A 17,501-nucleotide genomic window follows, 5' to 3' on the forward strand; every position below is an offset into this window, starting at 1 on the left:
TAGCATCATGTGGAAGCGTGCGGTGTGCACCAAGGACTGCCCGGACACCTGCGGGCTGCTGGTCAAGGTCGAGGACGGGACAATCACCAAGGTCAAGGGCGACCCGGAACACCCCTACACCCAGGGGTTCATCTGCAAGAAGGGGGCGCGGTTCCCGGAACACGTGCACGGCGCGGCGCGGCTGACCACGCCGCTTAAGCGCACCGGGCCCAAGGGGAGCGGCGAGTTCGCGCCGATCACCTGGGACGAGGCCCTGGACGAGGTGGCCGCCAACATCCGGCGCGTGGCCGACGAATTCGGGCCCGAAGCCGTCCTGCCCTATTCCTATGCCGGGCACATGGGTGTGGTCCACCGCTTCGCGGGCCACGCCTTCTTCAACAAGCTCGGCGCGAGCCGCCTCGACTACACCATATGCAGCGCGGCGGCCATCGCCGGATTCAACGCCTCCCTCGGCTCCGGGCCGAGCACCGAGATTCAGGAGGCGGCCGGGGCCGACCTCATCGTCATCTGGGGCAGCAACACCCTGGTCACCAACGTCCACGCCTGGCCGCACTTCACCAAGGCCCGCAAGGACGGCGCGAAGATCGTGGTCATCGATCCCTACCGCAACCACACGGCCCGCGAGGCGGACGTCCACCTCATGCTCCGGCCCGGCACGGACGCGGCCCTGGCCCTGGCCGTCATGCACGTGCTCATCGAAGAGGATATGATCGATCACGGTTTCATCGCGGCGCAGACCATCGGCTTCGACCAACTCAAGGAGCGCGCGGGAGAGTGGCCGCCGTCCCGCGCCGCCGAGGTCTGCGGCCTGTCCGAGGCCGAAATCGTCGAGTTCGCCCGCGCCTATGGCACGGCCCGCGCCCCGTACATCCGCACGGGATGGGGACCGGCCCGGCAGCTGGCGGGCGGCATGGCCATGCGGACCCTCTGCCTGCTCCCGGCCCTGGTCAACGCCTTTGCCAAGCCCGGCGGGGGCATCACCCGTTCGCTGGGCGGCGCGCCCGGCACGGCCCCGTCCCTGATCCGCGACGACCTGCGCCCGGCGGGCACGCGCACCGTGAACATGGTCCACCTGGGCCACGCCCTGACCGAGCTGGCCGATCCGCCGGTCAAGCTGCTCTACAACTACCTGTCCAACCCGGCGGCCGTGGCCCCGCAGTCCGCCCAGGTCATGGCCGGGCTGGCCCGCGAGGATCTGTTCACCGTGGTCCAGGAGATGTACATGACCGACACCGCCAAGTTCGCGGACGTCATCCTGCCCGGGGCAAGCTTTCTCGAGACGGGCGACCTGTACCGCTGCTACGGCCACAACTACGTCCAGATCGGACGGCCCGCCATCGAGCCCGTGGGCGACAGCCGGTCCACCCTGGACATCTTCCAGGGCTTGGCCAAGCGGTTGGGCTTCACCGAGGAGGTCTTCTCCCTGACCGAAGAGCAGTGCATCGAGCGCGTCCTGGCCGAGTCCGCCGGTTCCCCGTATCTTAAAGGCGTGGACCTCGACGCCCTGCGCCGGGGCGAACCGGTCCGGTTGAACATCCCGGCCAACCCCTTTGCCGAGGGCTTCAAGACCCCGTCCGGCAAGGTCGAGTTCTTTTCCCAGGCCATGGCCGACCAGGGTCTCGATCCCCTGCCCGACGGCACCCCGGTGCGCGACCCCGAGGGCGGCGACGCCTACCCGCTCGAATACCTCACCCCGCCTCATCCCCTGTTGCTCAACTCCGCCTTCAACGAGGTCGAGTCCATCCGCGAACGGACCGGCGGCCCCCGGGTGCTCATCCATCCCGACACCGCGTCCGCGCGGGGCATCGCCCAGGGCATGACCGTGCGCGTGTTCAACGGGCGCGGCCAGAACACCGCCCGGGCCGAGGTCACCGAGGACACCCGCCCGGACCTGCTCGTGGCCGAGGGGCTGCACTGGCCCAACCAAAAGCCCGGTGAGGGCTCCAACCAACTGACCAGCCAAAGGCTGACCGACATGGGCAACACCTGCGCCTTCCACTGCAACAAAGTGGAGGTTGAGCCTGTCGGCTAGAGGGGGGGGCGGCTTCCGATAGCGGGCCATCTGCACATTTTTTCCGGCCGCGCCAATCCTCACGTAGACGGCTACGCTGCGGTGAAAGCCCCCCGGAAGAAAATGCACAGCTGCACCACTCTCGAAAGCCTTGTGCTAGCGCGGGGAGAGAGCCGCTGTAGGGTACTGCGCACCCGAATCGCTCCATAGGGATAAAGAAGTATCGGCCCCTGACTCGAGTATGAGCCGGGGGCCATTTGGTGCTCTCGCCGCGAAGCGGATAAGAAAAGTTTAGGAAGGAAAAGGGGATGGGGGTCCGGGGAAGGGGGAAAGGAAAGCCCTTTTCAAAGGGTTTCCTTTCCCCCTTCCCCCGGCCGCCGGAGGCAATCAAAAAGCCGCCCGTGGGCGGCTTTTTGATTATCCTCAGATTGAGCCTGGCTAGGCCTTTTTCAGCTTGGAGGTGTCCAGGGGGAGGTCGCGGAGGCGGACGCCGGTGGCGTTGAAGATGGCGTTGGCCACGGCCGGGGGCACGGAGGGGACGCTCGGTTCGCCGATGCCGCCCGCCTTGGCCCCGCTGTCGGCCAGGTGGAACTCCATCTTGGGCACCTGGGTCATGCTCAGGATGGGGTAGCCGCTGTAGTTCTCGGTCTGCGCGCCGCCATCGGCAAAGCGCATGGCCTCGCTGAAGGTCATGGACAGGCCCATGACCGCGCCGCCCTCCATCTGGGCCGTGAGCGCGTCCGGATTGACCGAGATGCCGCTGTCCACCACGCCGACGATGCGCTGCACGGTGACCGCGCCGGAACTGCGGTCCACCGTCACCTCGGCCATGTGCGCGACCACGGTTTCGAAGCACTCGGTCATAGCCACGCCGCGCCCCACGCCTTCCGGAGCCGGGGTGCTCCAACCGGACTTCTCCGCCAGCAGGCTCAGGGCCTTGTGGGCGCGGGAGCCGGGTTCGAGCATGGACAGCCGGAACTCGACCGGGTCGCGGCCCGCCTTGTGGGCCAGTTCGTCCATGAAGGATTCCACGGGGAAGACGTTGTTGGAATAGGCGATGGAGCGCAGCCAGCCGACGCGCATGGGCAGGTCCACGAGCGCGTAGTCGACGAGGAGGTTGTCGAGCTTGTAGGGCATGTCGTCGAGCCCCTGGATGGACGAGGAGTCCATGCCGTCCTTGACCGCGTCGGGCTGCACCCGGGACAGAATGGAGGGGGAGGCGATCTTGTGCCGCAGGGCCGTGAGATTGCCCTTGGCGTCCAGCCCGCCCCGGGTCCGGCAGACGCTGGCCGGGCGGTAGACGTCGTCGCCGAACTCGTCCTCGCGGGTCCACATGAGCTTGACCGGCCTGGACACGGCCTTGGACAGGGCCACGGTCTCGGCGACCACGTCGGACTCGATGCGCCTGCCGAACCCGCCGCCGCAATAGGTGGTCATCAGCTCGATCTTGTCCTGGGGCAGTCCGGTGACCTCGGCCGCGGCCATGACCGAGGCGGTCTGGCCCTGGATCGGGACCCAGATGCGGCAGCGGTCCTTTTCGACAAAGGCCGTGCAGTTGGACGGTTCGAGCTGGGCATGGGCCATGAACGGCACGGAGTAGACGGCCTCGATGGTCGTCGCGGACCCGGCCAGGGCCTTGTCCGCGTCGCCCCGGCTCTTTATGGCGCCTGGCCCGGCCATCTTGCGCTTGAAGAGATCGGCGATGTAGTCGTCGCTCAACTCGGGCACGGCCCCCTTGGACCACTGGGTGGCCAGGGCCTCGCGCCCCTTGAGCGCGGCGTAGGTGTTGGCCGCGAACACGGCGATCTTGTCGTCCTGGCGCAGGACCTTTTCCACGCCCTTGACCGCCATGGCCGCCTTCTCGTCATAGGACAGGGGCTTGGCCCCGTAGCGCGGCGGGCGGTCCATGACCGCGATGAGCATGTCCGGGACCTTGACGTCCAGGCCGAATTTGGCGGTCCCCTGGACCTTGTCGACCATGTCCAGCCGCTGCCGGTAGGTGCCCATGATGGAATAGTCCTCGCGCGCCTTGAGCGGCGGCTTGTCCGGGACCGGCTGCTTCGCGGCCGCGCCGACCAACTCGCCGTAGCCCAGGCTGCGCCCGTCCGGGCCGGTCACCCGGCTGGATTCGGCCTTGCAGCGGGCCGGGTCCACGCCCCATTGTTCGGCTGCCGCGCGGATCAGCATGAGCCGGGCCGCCGCGCCCACGGAGCGCAACAGGTCCCAGCGGCGCCGGATGCTGGTGCTCCCGGCTGTCAGCTGGACGCCCCAGACCGGGTCCTTGAACACGTCGGCGGCCAGGGCCATGCGCACGCCCACCCTGCTCCAGTCCGCGTCCAGCTCGTCGGCCACGATCATGGCGATGCAGGTATGCGTGCCCTGGCCCAGGTTGGTCTGGCCGACCCACACGGTGATCCCGCCGTCCGGGGCTATCTCCAGAAAGGCGTGGGGCTTGAAGGTCGTGTCCGCGGCAACGGCCGGGGAAAGATTGACGAGGGTCATGCCGCCGGGCACGGCCACAACGGCCAGGGCCAGGCAGCCCTTTTGCAGGAATCGGCGCCGGGTCATTTCCTTGGTCATGACTTGCCCCCCTTCTTCATGGTTTGCGCGGCCTGCTTCATGGCCGGAAGGACCCTGGGATGGGTGCCGCAGCGGCAAGTGAAGTCGTCCATGGCCGTGGCCAGGTCCGCGTCGGACATGGCCTTGCCGCCCGACAGCACGTCCACGGCCTGCAGCATCATGCCGGGCTGGCAGTAGCCGCACTGGGGCACCTGGTGCTCGATCCAGGCCTGTTTCACGGGGTGGTCCTCGGGCAGCCCCTCGATGGTCACCACCTTGCTCTCGCCCACGCTGGAGACCGGGGTCACGCAGGACCGCTCGGCCGCGCCGTCGATGAGCACGGTGCAGACGCCGCACATGCCCTCGCCGCAGCCGTATTTGACGCTGGTCACGCCGATGTCGTCGCGCAGGACCCACAGCAGCGGGGTGTCGGGGTCCACGTCGACCCGATGATCCTTGCCGTTGACGTTGATGACAATCATGTTCCCTCCGGTGGTTTGACGGGTTGGGGATGGAGCGCCAGGACGCCCGGACATTCCGATTACCGCCTACATAACACATTGTGTCCGTTCTGGCAGCATCTGCGGAGCAAATAATCACCTATCCCCTCTAGGTTGTCGAAATCCGTCGAGAACCAGGAGTATCGCTCGATTTCGTTGCTTTTCCTCCCGCCTCGGGCTAGTAAGGTCGAGCATTTTTGGCCCGAACCGGTTGTTTTTTTACCCGAGAGACCATGCGAACGGCTCTAGTCATCATCCTTTTCCTGCTGCTCCTGCCCGCGGCCGTCCCGGCGGCGGAGGATCTGCCCTATCCCTTCGCGGACCCGTACCGGGCCACGGTGCTGGGCACGCCCGCCAAGCTACGCTACCGGTTCGAGGATCCGGTCCGCCCGGACGTCCGGGCCATCCGCATCGAGGGCCGCCAGGTGCCCGAGGTCTTCTCCTACAGCCGGGACATGTTCTTCACCACCGCCCTGCAGAACCACCCGGCCCCGCTCATGTTCGTCATCGCGGGCACGGGCGCGGAACACAATTCGGGCAAGATGGCCTTCCTGACCCAGGTCTTTCACGAGGCGGGCTATCACGTGGCCGCCCTGTCCTCGCCCACGCACATGAACTTCGTCATCAGCGCCTCGGAACACCGGGTGCCGGGCTACGTGCCCTTTGATGTGGCCGACCTGGACCGGGTCATGGGCTGGGTCCGCGAGGAGCTGGCCAAGGAGTGCGAGATCACCGGATACAGCGTGGCCGGGTACAGCCTGGGCGGGCTGCACGCGGCCTTTCTGGCCAAGCGGGACGACGAGACGCACGAGTTCGGCTTCAAGCACGTGCTGATGATCAACCCGCCCGTGTCCCTGTACCGCTCGGTGACCCGCCTGGACTCCTGGGTGACCGGGGAGAATCTGGGGCGGACCACGGTGCACCAGGAGATCGAAAAGTTCATCGACCGCTTTTCCGACTATTACCTGCACGCCGAGGTGACCGACCTGGACGACGATTTCATGTACGACATGATCACGGACTTCCACCTGGACGAGCGCGATCTCAAGACCTTGATCGGAGCCGCGTTCAGGGTCTCGTCCGCGTCCATGATCTTCAGTTCCGACGTCTGCCTGCGGGCCGAGTACCTGGTCCCGCCGAGCCACTACCCGCTCGAGACGTCCAGTCCGCTGCTGCCCTACGCCCGACAGGCCTTCGACATCCCGTTTCAGGGCTACCTGGACGAGTACCTGCTGCCCTACCTGCGCTACAACGACCCGACCGTCACCCGGGCCGGGGCGCTCTGGCGGTCCAGCCTGGAGTCCATCCGGGACTGGCTTGAAAAGGCGGACAAGGTCGAGGTGGTCGGGACCAGGGACGACGTCATCCTGGATGCGCAGGACCTGCGTTTCCTGGAGACGGTCTTCGGCGACCGGGCGCACCTCTTCGAGCACGGCGGGCACTGCGGGAACATGATGCACCCGGCGTTCGTCCGGGCGATGAAGGATTTGGTGCGGCCGTGAGCGTGCGTCCCCTGCTCGTCGCGGCCGTGCTGGCCCTGCTGCTCCTTGGCGGGTGCGGCCCCAAGGTGGTGGACGTGACCGACCCGCAGGCCGGGCTCGCGCCCACCGGGTTCCGGGCCACGACGCACCACTGGCCCCAGGCCGACTCGCAGTCCCTGCGCTTCCTGGACATCTATGACCCGTGGGAGCCCATGAACCGCAACCTGTACGAGATCAACGCCACCCTGGACAAGTACGTCATGCTCCCGGCGGCCAACGCCTACCGGCTCGTGCTCCCGGCCCCGGTCCGCTCCGGAGTGAAGAACTTCTTCGCCAACCTCAACGAGCTGCCCACCGCGTTCAACAGCCTGCTCCAGGGCCGTTTCAAGAAGGTGGCCATCTCGTTCTCGCGCTTTTTGATCAACTCCACCTTCGGCCTGCTCGGCGTGCGCGACCTGGCCTCGCGCAACGAGAAGCTCCCGCGCCAGAACGAGGACGTGGGCCAGACCCTGGGCTACTGGGGCCTCGGCCCGGGACCGTACTTCGTCATGCCGGTCATGGGCCCGTCCAACGTGCGCGACACCGTGGGCTTCGGCGGCGACATCCTGGTCCTGTACGTGGAGATGGAGATGATCTACCTGGCCGCGGGCATGGACGACAGCCGCCCCCTGGACCTGGCCGATCTGGTCCTGCGCGGCCTGAACATCCGCGCCAACACCGCCTTCAGCTACCACTCCACCGGCTCGCCCTTTGAGTACGAGATGGTCCGCTTCATCTACACCAAGAAACGGGAGCTGGACATCCAGCGGTAGACCGAACGATACGCGGGCGCTTCCGTCCACCGCCTTCCGCTTACCGCGAAGATTCGTCCTCTTCGTGAAAGGCGGTGACAAGATGCTCCCTGAAGCGGGCGACGTGTTCGGATGCGGCTTTGCCCCCGACATGCAGAACGACGCTTGACGGCGGCAGCGCGGGCAAGCCGTGCTGTACGTCATAGGCCGCCAGGTCGTGCGGCAAGGTGCGTCCGATGGCCGGCGTTATCGCCAGCCCCGCGCGGGCCGCGTCAAGAACGCCGGACAGCCCCCTGCTCACGTAGACGATCCGGTAGGCGCGCCCGGCATCCGCCAACGCCCGCTGCGCCCATTCATGGAAAAGGCACCCTTCCTCCACCGCCAGGGGGAGAACCCGGTTCAGGTCAAAGCCGGGGCGTGCCGCCCAAACCAGCCTGTCCCGGCAAATCACCTGCCCGCCCTCATAGTCGTCTGTGCACAGGCCGATATCCAGCTTCCCCTCGTCCAGCCCCTTTTTGACCACGTCGCTCGTGCGGCAGTGCACCTCCACGAACACGCCCGGATTGTCCTGCGCGAATCCGGCAAGCAGTCTCGGCAATAGCCCCGTGGTGTAGTGTTCGGGCGAACCGAATCGGACAACCCCCTCCGGCCGCGCGTCCGAGAGCGCCAGCACGGCGGCGTCATGCCGCTGCACGATATCCCGCGCATGGGTGATCAACAGCTTCCCGTCCGGGGTGAGTCTGGCCGTCTTCCCGCTCCGCACGAACAATGGGCGGCCCACCTCGTCCTCGAGCCGTCTGATCTGCACGCTCACGGCCGATTGCGAGCGGTTCACCTGCTCGCCCGCCTTGGTGAAACTCCGGGTGGCGGCCACGGCCAGGAAGGTCCGCAAGTATTCGGTCGGCAACTGCATTCAATGAGTCCTATTCATCGTTTTAAAGAAAACAATTCATTTCACATATCATTTATGCGGGCTTAGCGTTGCCGTCAATCTCCATCACCACCAACCGCGAAACGACAAGGAGCGAAAATGGACATACTGACGTTGCTCGGCAGCCCCAGAGCCAGGGGGAATACGGCCACGATATTGGAAAAGGCGGAATCGGAATTCAGGGAGCAGGGACACTGCGTGCGCCGGATTCACGTCGCCCGCCAGCGGATCAGGGGATGCCTCGGGTGCAACAAATGCAGGACGGCTTCCGACCGGATCGCATGCGTACAGCGGGACGATGCGATCGAAACCCTGGAAAGCATGATCGGGGCGGATGTGATCCTGTTCGCGACACCAGTATATTACTGGGGCATGACCGCCCAACTCAAGGCGTTGGTGGACCGGACCAATTCACTCATCACGCGGTACGGGGAGCCGGAGCAGACATCCCTCGTCCGGGGGAAGGGGTTCGCCCTGCTGGCGACCGGCGGGGGGATTTACGAGAACAACGAGCTTGTCTTCAAGGCCTTCCGCAAGACGGCCGCGGCCTTGCAGGCCCGGCTTGTCGGAGAACTGCACATAGGCGAATGCCTGGAGCCCGGCGACATGACCGCCGAGACCAAGGCCAGGGGAACGGAGTTCGCCAGGCATGTCCTTGAACAGGCCCTCCCGGCCCGGGCCTAGCCCCGCCGCGCGCGAAGAGGCCCGCTCCTTTCGGAGCGGGCCTCTTCTTATTGCAATGCCTGTCGAGCCCGTTGCGGCTGGCTAGGCGGAGGTTTCCACAGCGGTCTTTCCGGAGAAGACGTACTTGAACAGGAAGATGGCGAACACGACCGCCGCACCGATGAGGCCGATGATTACGGAGGTGTCGTATCCCAGGCCGAAGCCGATCTTGGCGTTGGCGATGAAGGTCACGCAGACCGCGGTCATGAACACGGCGGGCAGGGTGGCGATCCAGTGCAGCTTGCCGCGCTGGGCCAGGTAGGCGGCGGACGCCCACAGGACCAGGGCGCTCAGGCACTGGTTGGAGAAGCCGAAGTACCGCCAGATGGTCGAGAAGTTCTGGGTGGAGATGATGAAACCGATGACGAACAGCGGCACGGAGATGATCAACCGCTTGCTGACCGCCTCCTGCTTCATCTTGAAGGTCTCGGCCACGATCAGGCGGGTGGACCGGAACGCGGTGTCGCCGCTGGTGATCGGCAGGACGATGACGGCCAGGATGGCCAGGCCGCCGCCGATGGAGCCGAGCAGGGAGTTGGAGACCTCGGCCACGACCGCGGACGGGGAGCCGGCGGCGATGACCGCGGACAGGGCCTGCGGGTTGTCGTAGAAGGACACGCCCAGCGCGCACCAGATCAGGCCGATGATTCCTTCGATGATCATGGAGCCGTAGAACACGGCGCGGCCCTGGCGCTCATTCTCGACACAGCGGGCCATGAGCGGGGACTGGGTGGAGTGGAAGCCGGAGATGGCGCTGCACGAGATGGTGATGAAGAGCAGCGGCCAGATGGGCTTTTCACCGGGGTGCATGTTGCTGAAGCTCAGGTCGGGCAGCACCTGGTGGCTGGAGAACATCAGCGCGATGAACAGGGCCGTGGTCATGGCCAGGAGCAGAAAGCCGAGCAGCGGGTAGATGCGCCCGATGATCTTGTCGATGGGCAGGATGGTGGCCAGGAAGTAGTAGCCGAAGATGCAGGCCACCAGCAGGCCGGTGTTGATGCCGGTCAGGCCGTTCAGGAGCTTGGCCGGGGAGAGCACGAAGACCACGCCCACGAGCATGAGCAGGACGAACGAGAACAGGCGCATGACCTGGCGCGCGGGCATGCCGAGGTATTCGCCGACCACCTCGGGAATGGACGCGCCGTTGTTGCGCACCGAGAGCATGCCGGAGAAGTAGTCGTGCACCGCGCCGCCGAAAATACAGCCGATGACGATCCAGATCATGGCCACCGGACCGTACAGGGCGCCCAGGATGGGGCCGAAGATGGGGCCGATGCCCGCGATGTCGAGCACCTGGATGAAGATGAGCTTCCACTTGGGCATGACCATGTAGTCGATGCCGTCGGCCATGGCGACGGCCGGGGTGACGCGGTTCTCATCCGAACCGAAGATACGGTCCACGAACGTGCCGTAGATGAAATATCCCGCGATGAGAAGGGCTATGCAGCCGAAGAAAAATAGCATGTTTCACAACCTCCGATGAATGTTACGCCGCCGGGCGGCGACTCATCTATAGGAGGTTTCGTGACGGGAGTGCGACGGTTTTCGTCCGAACCGACTTTTTTCCGGCCCGAAGAACCGGATCGGTTGATTGAGCGGTCAGGCACGACCCGGCACATGGAGCACGATGGTCGTGCCCAGGCCCGGGGTGCTGTCCACGCTGGGGGCGTATTGGCGACCGTAAATGTGTTCCATGCGGCTTAAGCAGTTGCGCATGCCGATGCCGCCGGTCACGGAGTCGGCGCACTCCGTGTTCAGGACGCGGTCGAGGGTCTCCCGGTCCATACCCACGCCGTCGTCAGCCACCCGGACCTCGAGGCAGCCGTTCTCGCGCCGGGCGGAGAGCCGGACCGTGCCGCCCTGCTCGCGGCCGAGCACGCCGTGGCGGATGGCGTTCTCCACCAGGGGCTGGATGGTCAGCGGCGGGATGGGCCAGTTCTCGCACCCGGCCTCGACTTCGGATTCCACCTGGATGCGGGCGCCGAAGCGGGCCTGCTCGATGGCCAGGTAGGAGCGGACCTGCTCCAGTTCCTCGCTCAAGGGAATGAACCCCCGGCTCAGGTCCAGGTTGCGGCGCATGTACAGGGACAGGTCCATGAGCAGTTCGCGGGCGCGCTCGGAGTTGGTCCGGCAGAACGAGGCGATGGTGTTCAGGGAGTTGAACAGGAAATGCGGGTTGATCTGGGCGTGCAGGCGGCGGATCTCCGCGTGGGCCAGCATCTGCTCCTTGATCTGGATGTCCTCCAGCTCCACTTGGGTGGAAAAGAGATTGGCCAACCCGTTGGCCACCTCGAACAGGGTGGTGTTCAGCGGCCGTTCGCGGCTGCCGTAGAACTTGAGCGTGCCCACGATCTCGTCGTTCTTCTTCAGGGGCACGATGATGGCCGAGGTCATGGGGCAGTCGGCCTGGTTGCAGCCGATGGCGTCGGCGCTGTGCAGAAAGGTGGGCCTGCCCGTGCGGATGACTTCACGGGTGGCGTCGGTGCGGATTTCGCGCCCGGCCAGATGGTGGTCGTCGCCCGCGCCGACGTGGGCGAGCACGTTGTGGGTGTCGGTCATGGCCACGGCGGCCACGCCCACCCGGGCGTAGATGATCTCGGCCGTGGCCGCGGCGGTCTCCAGCGACAGCCCCAGGCGCAGGTAGCTGACCGCCATGTTGGCGATGTCCAGGATGATCTGGGCGTGCAGGGACTCGCGCCGTTCCCGGTCGCGGGAAAACAGATTGATGACCTCCACGAACAGGGCCGCGCCGAAGGCGTTGACCAGGACCATGGGCGGGGCGATGAGCTTGACCAGTTCCCAGGCCTCGGGAAACGGCTTGGACAGGAGCAGGAGCAGCCCCATGTGCATGTTCTCGCCCACCAGGGCCAGGGTCGCGGCCACCCGCCAGTTCATGGCCTTGTCGCCGTATTTCCAGGCGATCATGCCCGCGACAAAGCCCTCGGCGGCCGTGGCGATGCCGCAGGGGTAGGCGCTGAAGCCGTGCAGGTCGAAGGCGATGCGGTGCACCCCGGCGATGAGCCCGGCCCCGATGCCGACCACCGGTCCGCCGAACAGGCCGCCGGAGATGACCACCATGGCGCGCAGGTTGGCCACCGAGTCGAAGACCGCGTTGCCGGTGTAGGTGCCGAGAATGCCGAGGATGCCGAAGAGAATGGTCACCAGGACCGTTCGCGGCCGCGAGCTTTCCCGGGTGAAATGCAGACGCCGCACGGGCATGATGGTCATGAACAGGAAGACCACGCCCACCATGAGGCCGAACCGCTCGGCCAGGGTCAGGATGATTTCATACGTATTCATCACGCCCTCCTACAACTCCATGGCGTCCTTGAACGGGCGCACCCGGGCCTTGCTGACCGTGATCTCGGTCTCGGCCTCGTCGCGCATGGTCAGCACGTATTTGCCGTTGAACCAGGGGGCGTAGGTCCGCACCAGCGCCAGGTTGACCAGCTGGGAGCGGTTGGCCCGGAAAAAGGGAAATCCCTCCAGGCGCTCTTCGAGACGGTCCAGGGTCACGTCGCTGGCGCATGGGTAGAGGGCTTCACGTGTTTTGGCATGAATCCGGCGGTTCACGCAGTCGAAGTAGACAATTTCCTGGGGGCTCAGCAGGATGTTGCGGCCCGAGTGCTCCACGCTGATGCGCGTCACGCCCGGTTTGATGCCCGCGCCCGCCAGCAGCTTGCGCAGGACCTCGCTCGACTCCCGGTTCTCGCTGGCGGCCAGCCGCCTGCGCACCCGGTCCAGGCTGTCGGCCAGCCGCCTGGGGTCCACGGGCTTGAGCAGGTAGTCCACCGCGTTCTGCTCGAAGGCGCGGATGGCGTATTCGTCGAAGGCGGTGACAAAGACGACCAGGGGCTGGCTCTCCATGGCCATGACCTCCTGGAGCACGGAGAACCCGTCCTTGCCCGGCATCTGAATGTCCAGGAAGACCAGGTCCGGCCGTTTGGCCGCGATGGCCTTGACCGCGTCCGCCGCATTGCCCGCCGTGCCGACCACGTCGATGTCGCCGTGGGACGAGAGCAGGTAGTGCAGCTCGTCCTGGGCCGGGGGCTCGTCGTCCACCAATATGGTCCGTATGATGTTGTTCATAATCATTCCCGCGTACGGGGCACGCAAGGACGAAGTAAGGCATGAACGGCCGGTTGGCAAGCCCGCTTCTCCGTGGAAGGCCGTACCGGGATAAATCGCCCCGCCCCAACTATGTCTTGACAACCCGGCCCCTCCGGCCCGAAGGAGGTTATGGAGGGAAGCCCTCCGCAACCCATCGACCATTCCAGAGGTGATCCATGGTCGCCCGTTCCCGTTCCAAGATCGGCAAGGCAAAGCGTTCGCCCCGGCGTCCGGCCCGCAACAACCTCGCACTGCCCCTGGCGTCCCCGTCGGCGCAGCGGGAGGCCCTGGCCGACCGTCTCTCGCAAGAACGCGCGGAGGCGTTCCAGGCGGCCCTGCGCCCGCAGGGAGAGACCGACCACCCGTTCAAGGCGCTGCACGACGCCGTGCGGGAGGCCTATGCCGCGTGCGACGCCCTGCTGGACGAGCTCCAGCCGGACCCGCCGCTGGCCTGCAAGCGCGGCTGCATCCACTGCTGCTACAACCAGGTCGCCCTGACCGAACCCGAGGCCCTGTTCCTGGGGCTGCACCTGCTGGGGACGCGCTCCCCGGAGCGGCTGCGCGGCCTGGCGGACCGGGCGCAGGCCCTGGCCGACGGGCTCAAGGGCAAGAGCTGGCAGGAAATCGGCATGATCCGCCACCGGCTGCCCTGCCTGTTCCTGGAGGACGGCGGCTGCTCGGTCTACCCTGCCCGCCCCCTGGCCTGCCGGGGCTGGAACTCGGTGGACGAGCGGATGTGCCTGCTCAGCAACCTGTCCGAGGATGCCCTGACCCCCATCGAGAACCACCCCATCGTGCGGGAGATCGCGGATGGCATCCAGACCGGCCTGCTGCGCGGCGCAAGCTCCCTCGGCCTGGAGGCGGGCTACCTGCTCATGGCCCGCGCCACGGCCCTGCTCCTTTCGGACGACCCGGAAAAGGGGGTCATGGACCGCTCCGCCGACTGGCTGGACGGCAAGCCGTTCTTCGGGCGCAAGACCAGTTGGTGACCGGCCCGTAGCCCCGCAGCGGAAAAGATATCGCGAACGTAAAGAGACCTCCTCCTGAAAGCTGGCCCACAGCGTACGGCAAACGTATAAGCCATACAGGAAGTACCAGGAGTAAGGACAAGAAGATCGGCGTCTCTTTCCCTGTTGAGGAATCAATCACGAATGCCGGCGACTCCGCCGCAAGCCAGACCCTGCTGAACAAGGACACGGGAACAATCACTCCTTTCGCCTTTGACGAGGGGCAAGGCCTGAGCGAACACACCGTCCCGTTTGATGCTGTCGTTCACATCCTGGACGGCCAAGCCAGGATATCCATTGGCGGGGAATTCCACGCTGCCGACAAAGGCGGGATGACCATCATGCCCGCGAACATCCTCCATGCGCTTCAGGCAGAGCAAAGATTCAAGATGCTCCCGACCATGATCCGCGGAGAATAAAAGCAGCGACCTCCGATGTGGCTGCATGGCTTCCGAAAACTGCGGTCCGTTGCAAAGTAGGCATTTTCCCATCTAAACGCCTAGACAGAAGCTGCAACATATGCTGTTATTTTTATAAAATATGGAGTTTTAAGCCATCTCGCTGTATTTATTACCATTAATTAAGTGACGAGGGGCATGCCTCCGCTTAATGAACTTACTCTGCCGGTCAAACGATGGACCTTTCTCATTCTTGTCTGCTGGACATGTATCAGTATCTTTTTTGTCGTCTACACTTTTCATCTCCTCGAAGACTCCACTTTGGCGCAGGTCCACACCAAGGCGCAGGAGGCCTTCAACAAAGATCAATCCTTCCGCTTCTGGGCCACCATGCACGGAGGCGTTTATGTTCCCATAACGGAGAAGACGCCCCCCAACAAATACCTTTCGCAGGTGAAAGAGCGAGACATCTCCACGCCTTCCGGCCGGGAACTGACCCTCATGAATCCGGCTTACATGGTCAGGCAACTCAATGAGTCCTTCGGTTCCCTTTACGGCGCCCAAGGGCATATCACGAGTCTCAACCCGTTGCGCCCGGAGAATGCCCCGGACGCGTGGGAAAGAGCGGCTCTCCTCAAGTTCGAAAACGGCGCTGATGAAGTCTATGCGATCCAGAATAAAGGCGGGGAACGATTTGCCCGCCTGATGCAGCCCATGGAAGTAACCCGAGGATGCCTCAAGTGCCATGCCCACCAAGGCTATAAAGTCGGCGATGTCCGAGGCGGCGTGAGCGTAAGCGTTCCCATGGCCCCCTTCCTCGCGGCTCAGGCCGACCTCAAATTCAAGTCGGGCCTTGTCGTTTCCGGGCTCTGGTTTTTCGGCGTCTGCCTCGTCCTTTTCGGCTCCTCGCTCCTCGCCCGGAACCTCCGGGAACGGGACATCCTTACCCGCAACCTTGAAACAGCCAAGACGAATGCGGAATCGGCCAACTCGGCCAAGTCCGTCTTCCTTGCGAACATGAGCCACGAAATCCGGACGCCGCTCAACGGCATCATGGGGATGCTGCAGCTTTTCAAGTCGACACCCTTAACCGCGGAGCAATCGGAATATGTGGATGCGGCCCTCCAATCAAGCCAAAGGCTGACATTCCTGCTCTCGGACATCCTCGACCTTTCCATGATAGAAAAAGGGGTTCTCGCGTTCCGCCATGAACCGGTGGAGATTGCCTCCTTGGTCGACTCCATCCGGAATCTGTTCACAGTCGCAGCCAAACAGACAGGCATCGACCTCGTTTTATCCGTGGACCCGGATGTACCACAACGCGTCATGAGCGACCCGACCCGCCTCCAACAGCTTCTCACCAATCTGGTCGGGAATGCCATAAAATTTACACCCGAAGGCCACGTCCGGTTGACAATCCACAACCTGAAACACTCTCCTCCGGGCCAATGCAGACTGCTTTTCGTGGTCGGCGACACCGGAGAAGGCATACCGGACGACAAAATCACGCACATCTTCTCCCCCTTTGCCCAGGCGTCCGAAGGATACACGCGAAATTACCAGGGGGCCGGGCTCGGTTTGGCCATCTGTTCCCGGTTGGTGGATGCCATTGGCGGTTCCATATCGGTCAGCAGCCAATTGGGCCAAGGCACGGAGATATACTGCAGCCTGACGTTCGACCTCGTCCCGGGCGACATGGCCGCAATTCCCGGCACGCGGCCTGAGGAGACCCAGCACTATTACGACATGGCGATCCTCCTGGCCGAAGACGACCAGGTCAGCAGAATGGTGGCCGAACGGATATTGAGCAAGAGCGGCTGTCACGTTACCTGCGCCAGAGATGGCCGGGAAGCTCTCGACATCCTGAAAGGCGACCACTTCGACCTCGTGGTCATGGACATCCAGATGCCGGTCATGAACGGCCTGGAGTCAACCAGGGCCATCCGCAACGGCGAGGCCGGAGAATGGTGCCGCAGCATACCTATCATCGCCATGACAGCCTACGCCATGGACTCGGACAGGAAGAGCTTCAACGAGGCCGGAATGGATGACTATATCCCCAAGCCCGTCGACAATGACTCCCTGCTGGAAACATTGCGAAAATATTCCATTCTCTTGAAATCATAGCCAGGCTCGATTCGTCGGGTGCGGGCATGCCGTTTCAGGTGGCATTGTACAATACGGCATTAGCCCGCATTGCTGTTACCGTTGCGCATGGTTATGGAATTAACACCAATGAAGAACTCCCCGCATCCTGAGAAAAACTCAGGATGCGGGGAGTTCTTGTTTCCATGGCCAGCCTGTCGGGATTATCGATGTGGCCAGTAGCGATCAGCTTTGGAATTCACACTTCACAGTCGGCTAGTTCAGCAACGTGCCGATGCGGTTGAAGCGGATATCTGTAAGCGAGCCCCAGGACCAGTAGATGACCAGGGCCTTGCCCACGATCTTGGAGCGCTTGACCGGGCCCCACCAGCGGGAGTCGTAGGAGCCCTCGCGGTTGTCGCCCATGACGAAGTACTCGCCCTCGGGGACGACCACCGGGCCGAAGTTGTCGCGCACGGGCAGGGTGTCGGCCTTGGTGTGCATCACATACGGCTCGTCCAGGGGCTGGCCGTTGATGTAGACCACTTTGTCGCGCACCTCCAGGGTTTCGCCCGGCAGGCCGATGACACGCTTGATGAAGTCCTTGGACTCGTCCTCCGGGAACAGGAAGACGACGATATCGCCGCGCTGCGGGTCGCCGGTCTTCATCAGGACCTTGCCGTCCGTGGTGTCGAGCCAGATGTCGGACGGCAGGCGCACGTCGTAGGCGAACTTGGAGACCAGCAGATGGTCGCCGATCTGAAGCGTCTCGAGCATGGACCCGGACGGGATCTTGAAGGCCTGGACGATGAAGGCGCGGATGACGAAGGCCAGGAGCAGGGCCACCACGATGGCTTCCAATGTATCACGAAACGATTTGAGAGAGCTTTGAGTCATGGGATTCC

The 17,501-nt window shown here is 64.4% G+C and carries 13 protein-coding genes; 6 read left to right on the plus strand and 7 right to left on the minus strand.

Annotated features, from left to right (window positions below):
- The first annotated feature begins 7 nt into the window (after nucleotides 1-7).
- On the plus strand, nucleotides 8-2,032 hold the full coding sequence (locus tag BerOc1_RS06315; protein ID WP_165610794.1) for a molybdopterin-containing oxidoreductase family protein: 2,025 nt from the start codon (nucleotides 8-10) through the stop codon (nucleotides 2,030-2,032).
- Nucleotides 2,033-2,449: 417 nt separating this feature from the next.
- On the opposite strand, the gene BerOc1_RS06320 is transcribed toward BerOc1_RS06315, so the two are convergent.
- Together BerOc1_RS06320 and BerOc1_RS06325 are read right to left on the minus strand one after the other, a co-directional pair.
- A complete protein-coding gene (locus BerOc1_RS06320) occupies nucleotides 2,450-4,591 on the minus strand; it encodes a xanthine dehydrogenase family protein molybdopterin-binding subunit (protein ID WP_071544883.1) in 2,142 nt (713 codons plus the stop codon).
- Nucleotides 4,588-5,052, minus strand: a complete 465-nt coding sequence (locus BerOc1_RS06325) for a (2Fe-2S)-binding protein (RefSeq protein WP_071544884.1) — start codon at nucleotides 5,050-5,052, stop codon at nucleotides 4,588-4,590. Before BerOc1_RS06325 ends, BerOc1_RS06320 begins: the two co-directional genes overlap by 4 nt.
- A 251-nt stretch (nucleotides 5,053-5,303) precedes the next feature.
- Here BerOc1_RS06325 and BerOc1_RS06330 point away from each other — a divergent pair, with 251 nt between their 5' ends.
- Entirely contained in the window at nucleotides 5,304-6,572 is a 1,269-nt protein-coding gene (locus tag BerOc1_RS06330; RefSeq protein WP_071544885.1) for an alpha/beta fold hydrolase family protein, read from the plus strand.
- On the plus strand, nucleotides 6,569-7,363 hold the full coding sequence (locus tag BerOc1_RS06335) for an MlaA family lipoprotein (RefSeq protein WP_084641175.1): 795 nt from the start codon (nucleotides 6,569-6,571) through the stop codon (nucleotides 7,361-7,363). The genes BerOc1_RS06330 and BerOc1_RS06335 overlap by 4 nt, the downstream gene beginning before the upstream one ends.
- Nucleotides 7,364-7,403: 40 nt before the next feature.
- On the opposite strand, the gene BerOc1_RS06340 is transcribed toward BerOc1_RS06335, so the two are convergent.
- Nucleotides 7,404-8,255, minus strand: coding sequence for a LysR family transcriptional regulator (locus tag BerOc1_RS06340; protein ID WP_071544886.1), 852 nt, complete (start codon nucleotides 8,253-8,255; stop codon nucleotides 7,404-7,406).
- Nucleotides 8,256-8,372: 117 nt separating this feature from the next.
- Here BerOc1_RS06340 and BerOc1_RS06345 point away from each other — a divergent pair, with 117 nt between their 5' ends.
- Nucleotides 8,373-8,957, plus strand: coding sequence for a flavodoxin family protein (locus tag BerOc1_RS06345; RefSeq protein WP_071544887.1), 585 nt, complete (start codon nucleotides 8,373-8,375; stop codon nucleotides 8,955-8,957).
- A gap of 81 nt (nucleotides 8,958-9,038) precedes the next feature.
- Here the strand turns inward: BerOc1_RS06345 and BerOc1_RS06350 are convergent, their stop codons facing one another.
- From BerOc1_RS06350 to BerOc1_RS06360, 3 genes are all read right to left on the minus strand, one after another.
- Complete coding sequence (locus BerOc1_RS06350; RefSeq protein ID WP_071544888.1) at nucleotides 9,039-10,460, minus strand: carbon starvation CstA family protein; 1,422 nt, start codon at nucleotides 10,458-10,460, stop codon at nucleotides 9,039-9,041.
- Between the two features lie 135 nt (nucleotides 10,461-10,595).
- Nucleotides 10,596-12,296 (minus strand): LytS/YhcK type 5TM receptor domain-containing protein, encoded by a 1,701-nt coding sequence (locus tag BerOc1_RS06355; RefSeq protein ID WP_071544889.1) that lies wholly within the window; start codon nucleotides 12,294-12,296, stop codon nucleotides 10,596-10,598.
- A 9-nt stretch (nucleotides 12,297-12,305) separates the two neighbouring features.
- Nucleotides 12,306-13,085 carry a LytR/AlgR family response regulator transcription factor gene (locus BerOc1_RS06360; protein WP_071544890.1) on the minus strand — a complete coding sequence of 260 codons (780 nt, stop codon included), beginning with the start codon at nucleotides 13,083-13,085 and terminating at the stop codon, nucleotides 12,306-12,308.
- Nucleotides 13,086-13,282: 197 nt separating this feature from the next.
- Here BerOc1_RS06360 and BerOc1_RS06365 point away from each other — a divergent pair, with 197 nt between their 5' ends.
- Entirely contained in the window at nucleotides 13,283-14,095 is an 813-nt protein-coding gene (locus BerOc1_RS06365; protein ID WP_071544891.1) for a YkgJ family cysteine cluster protein, read from the plus strand.
- A gap of 614 nt (nucleotides 14,096-14,709) precedes the next feature.
- Nucleotides 14,710-16,638 (plus strand): ATP-binding protein, encoded by a 1,929-nt coding sequence (locus BerOc1_RS06375; protein WP_071544893.1) that lies wholly within the window; start codon nucleotides 14,710-14,712, stop codon nucleotides 16,636-16,638.
- A 234-nt stretch (nucleotides 16,639-16,872) separates the two neighbouring features.
- Here the strand turns inward: BerOc1_RS06375 and lepB are convergent, their stop codons facing one another.
- Nucleotides 16,873-17,493, minus strand: a complete 621-nt coding sequence (gene lepB / locus BerOc1_RS06380) for a signal peptidase I (RefSeq protein ID WP_071544894.1) — start codon at nucleotides 17,491-17,493, stop codon at nucleotides 16,873-16,875.
- Between the last annotated feature and the right edge of the window lie 8 nt (nucleotides 17,494-17,501).

It is taken from the genome of Pseudodesulfovibrio hydrargyri (assembly GCF_001874525.1).
GTDB classification, from domain to species: domain Bacteria; phylum Desulfobacterota; class Desulfovibrionia; order Desulfovibrionales; family Desulfovibrionaceae; genus Pseudodesulfovibrio; species Pseudodesulfovibrio hydrargyri.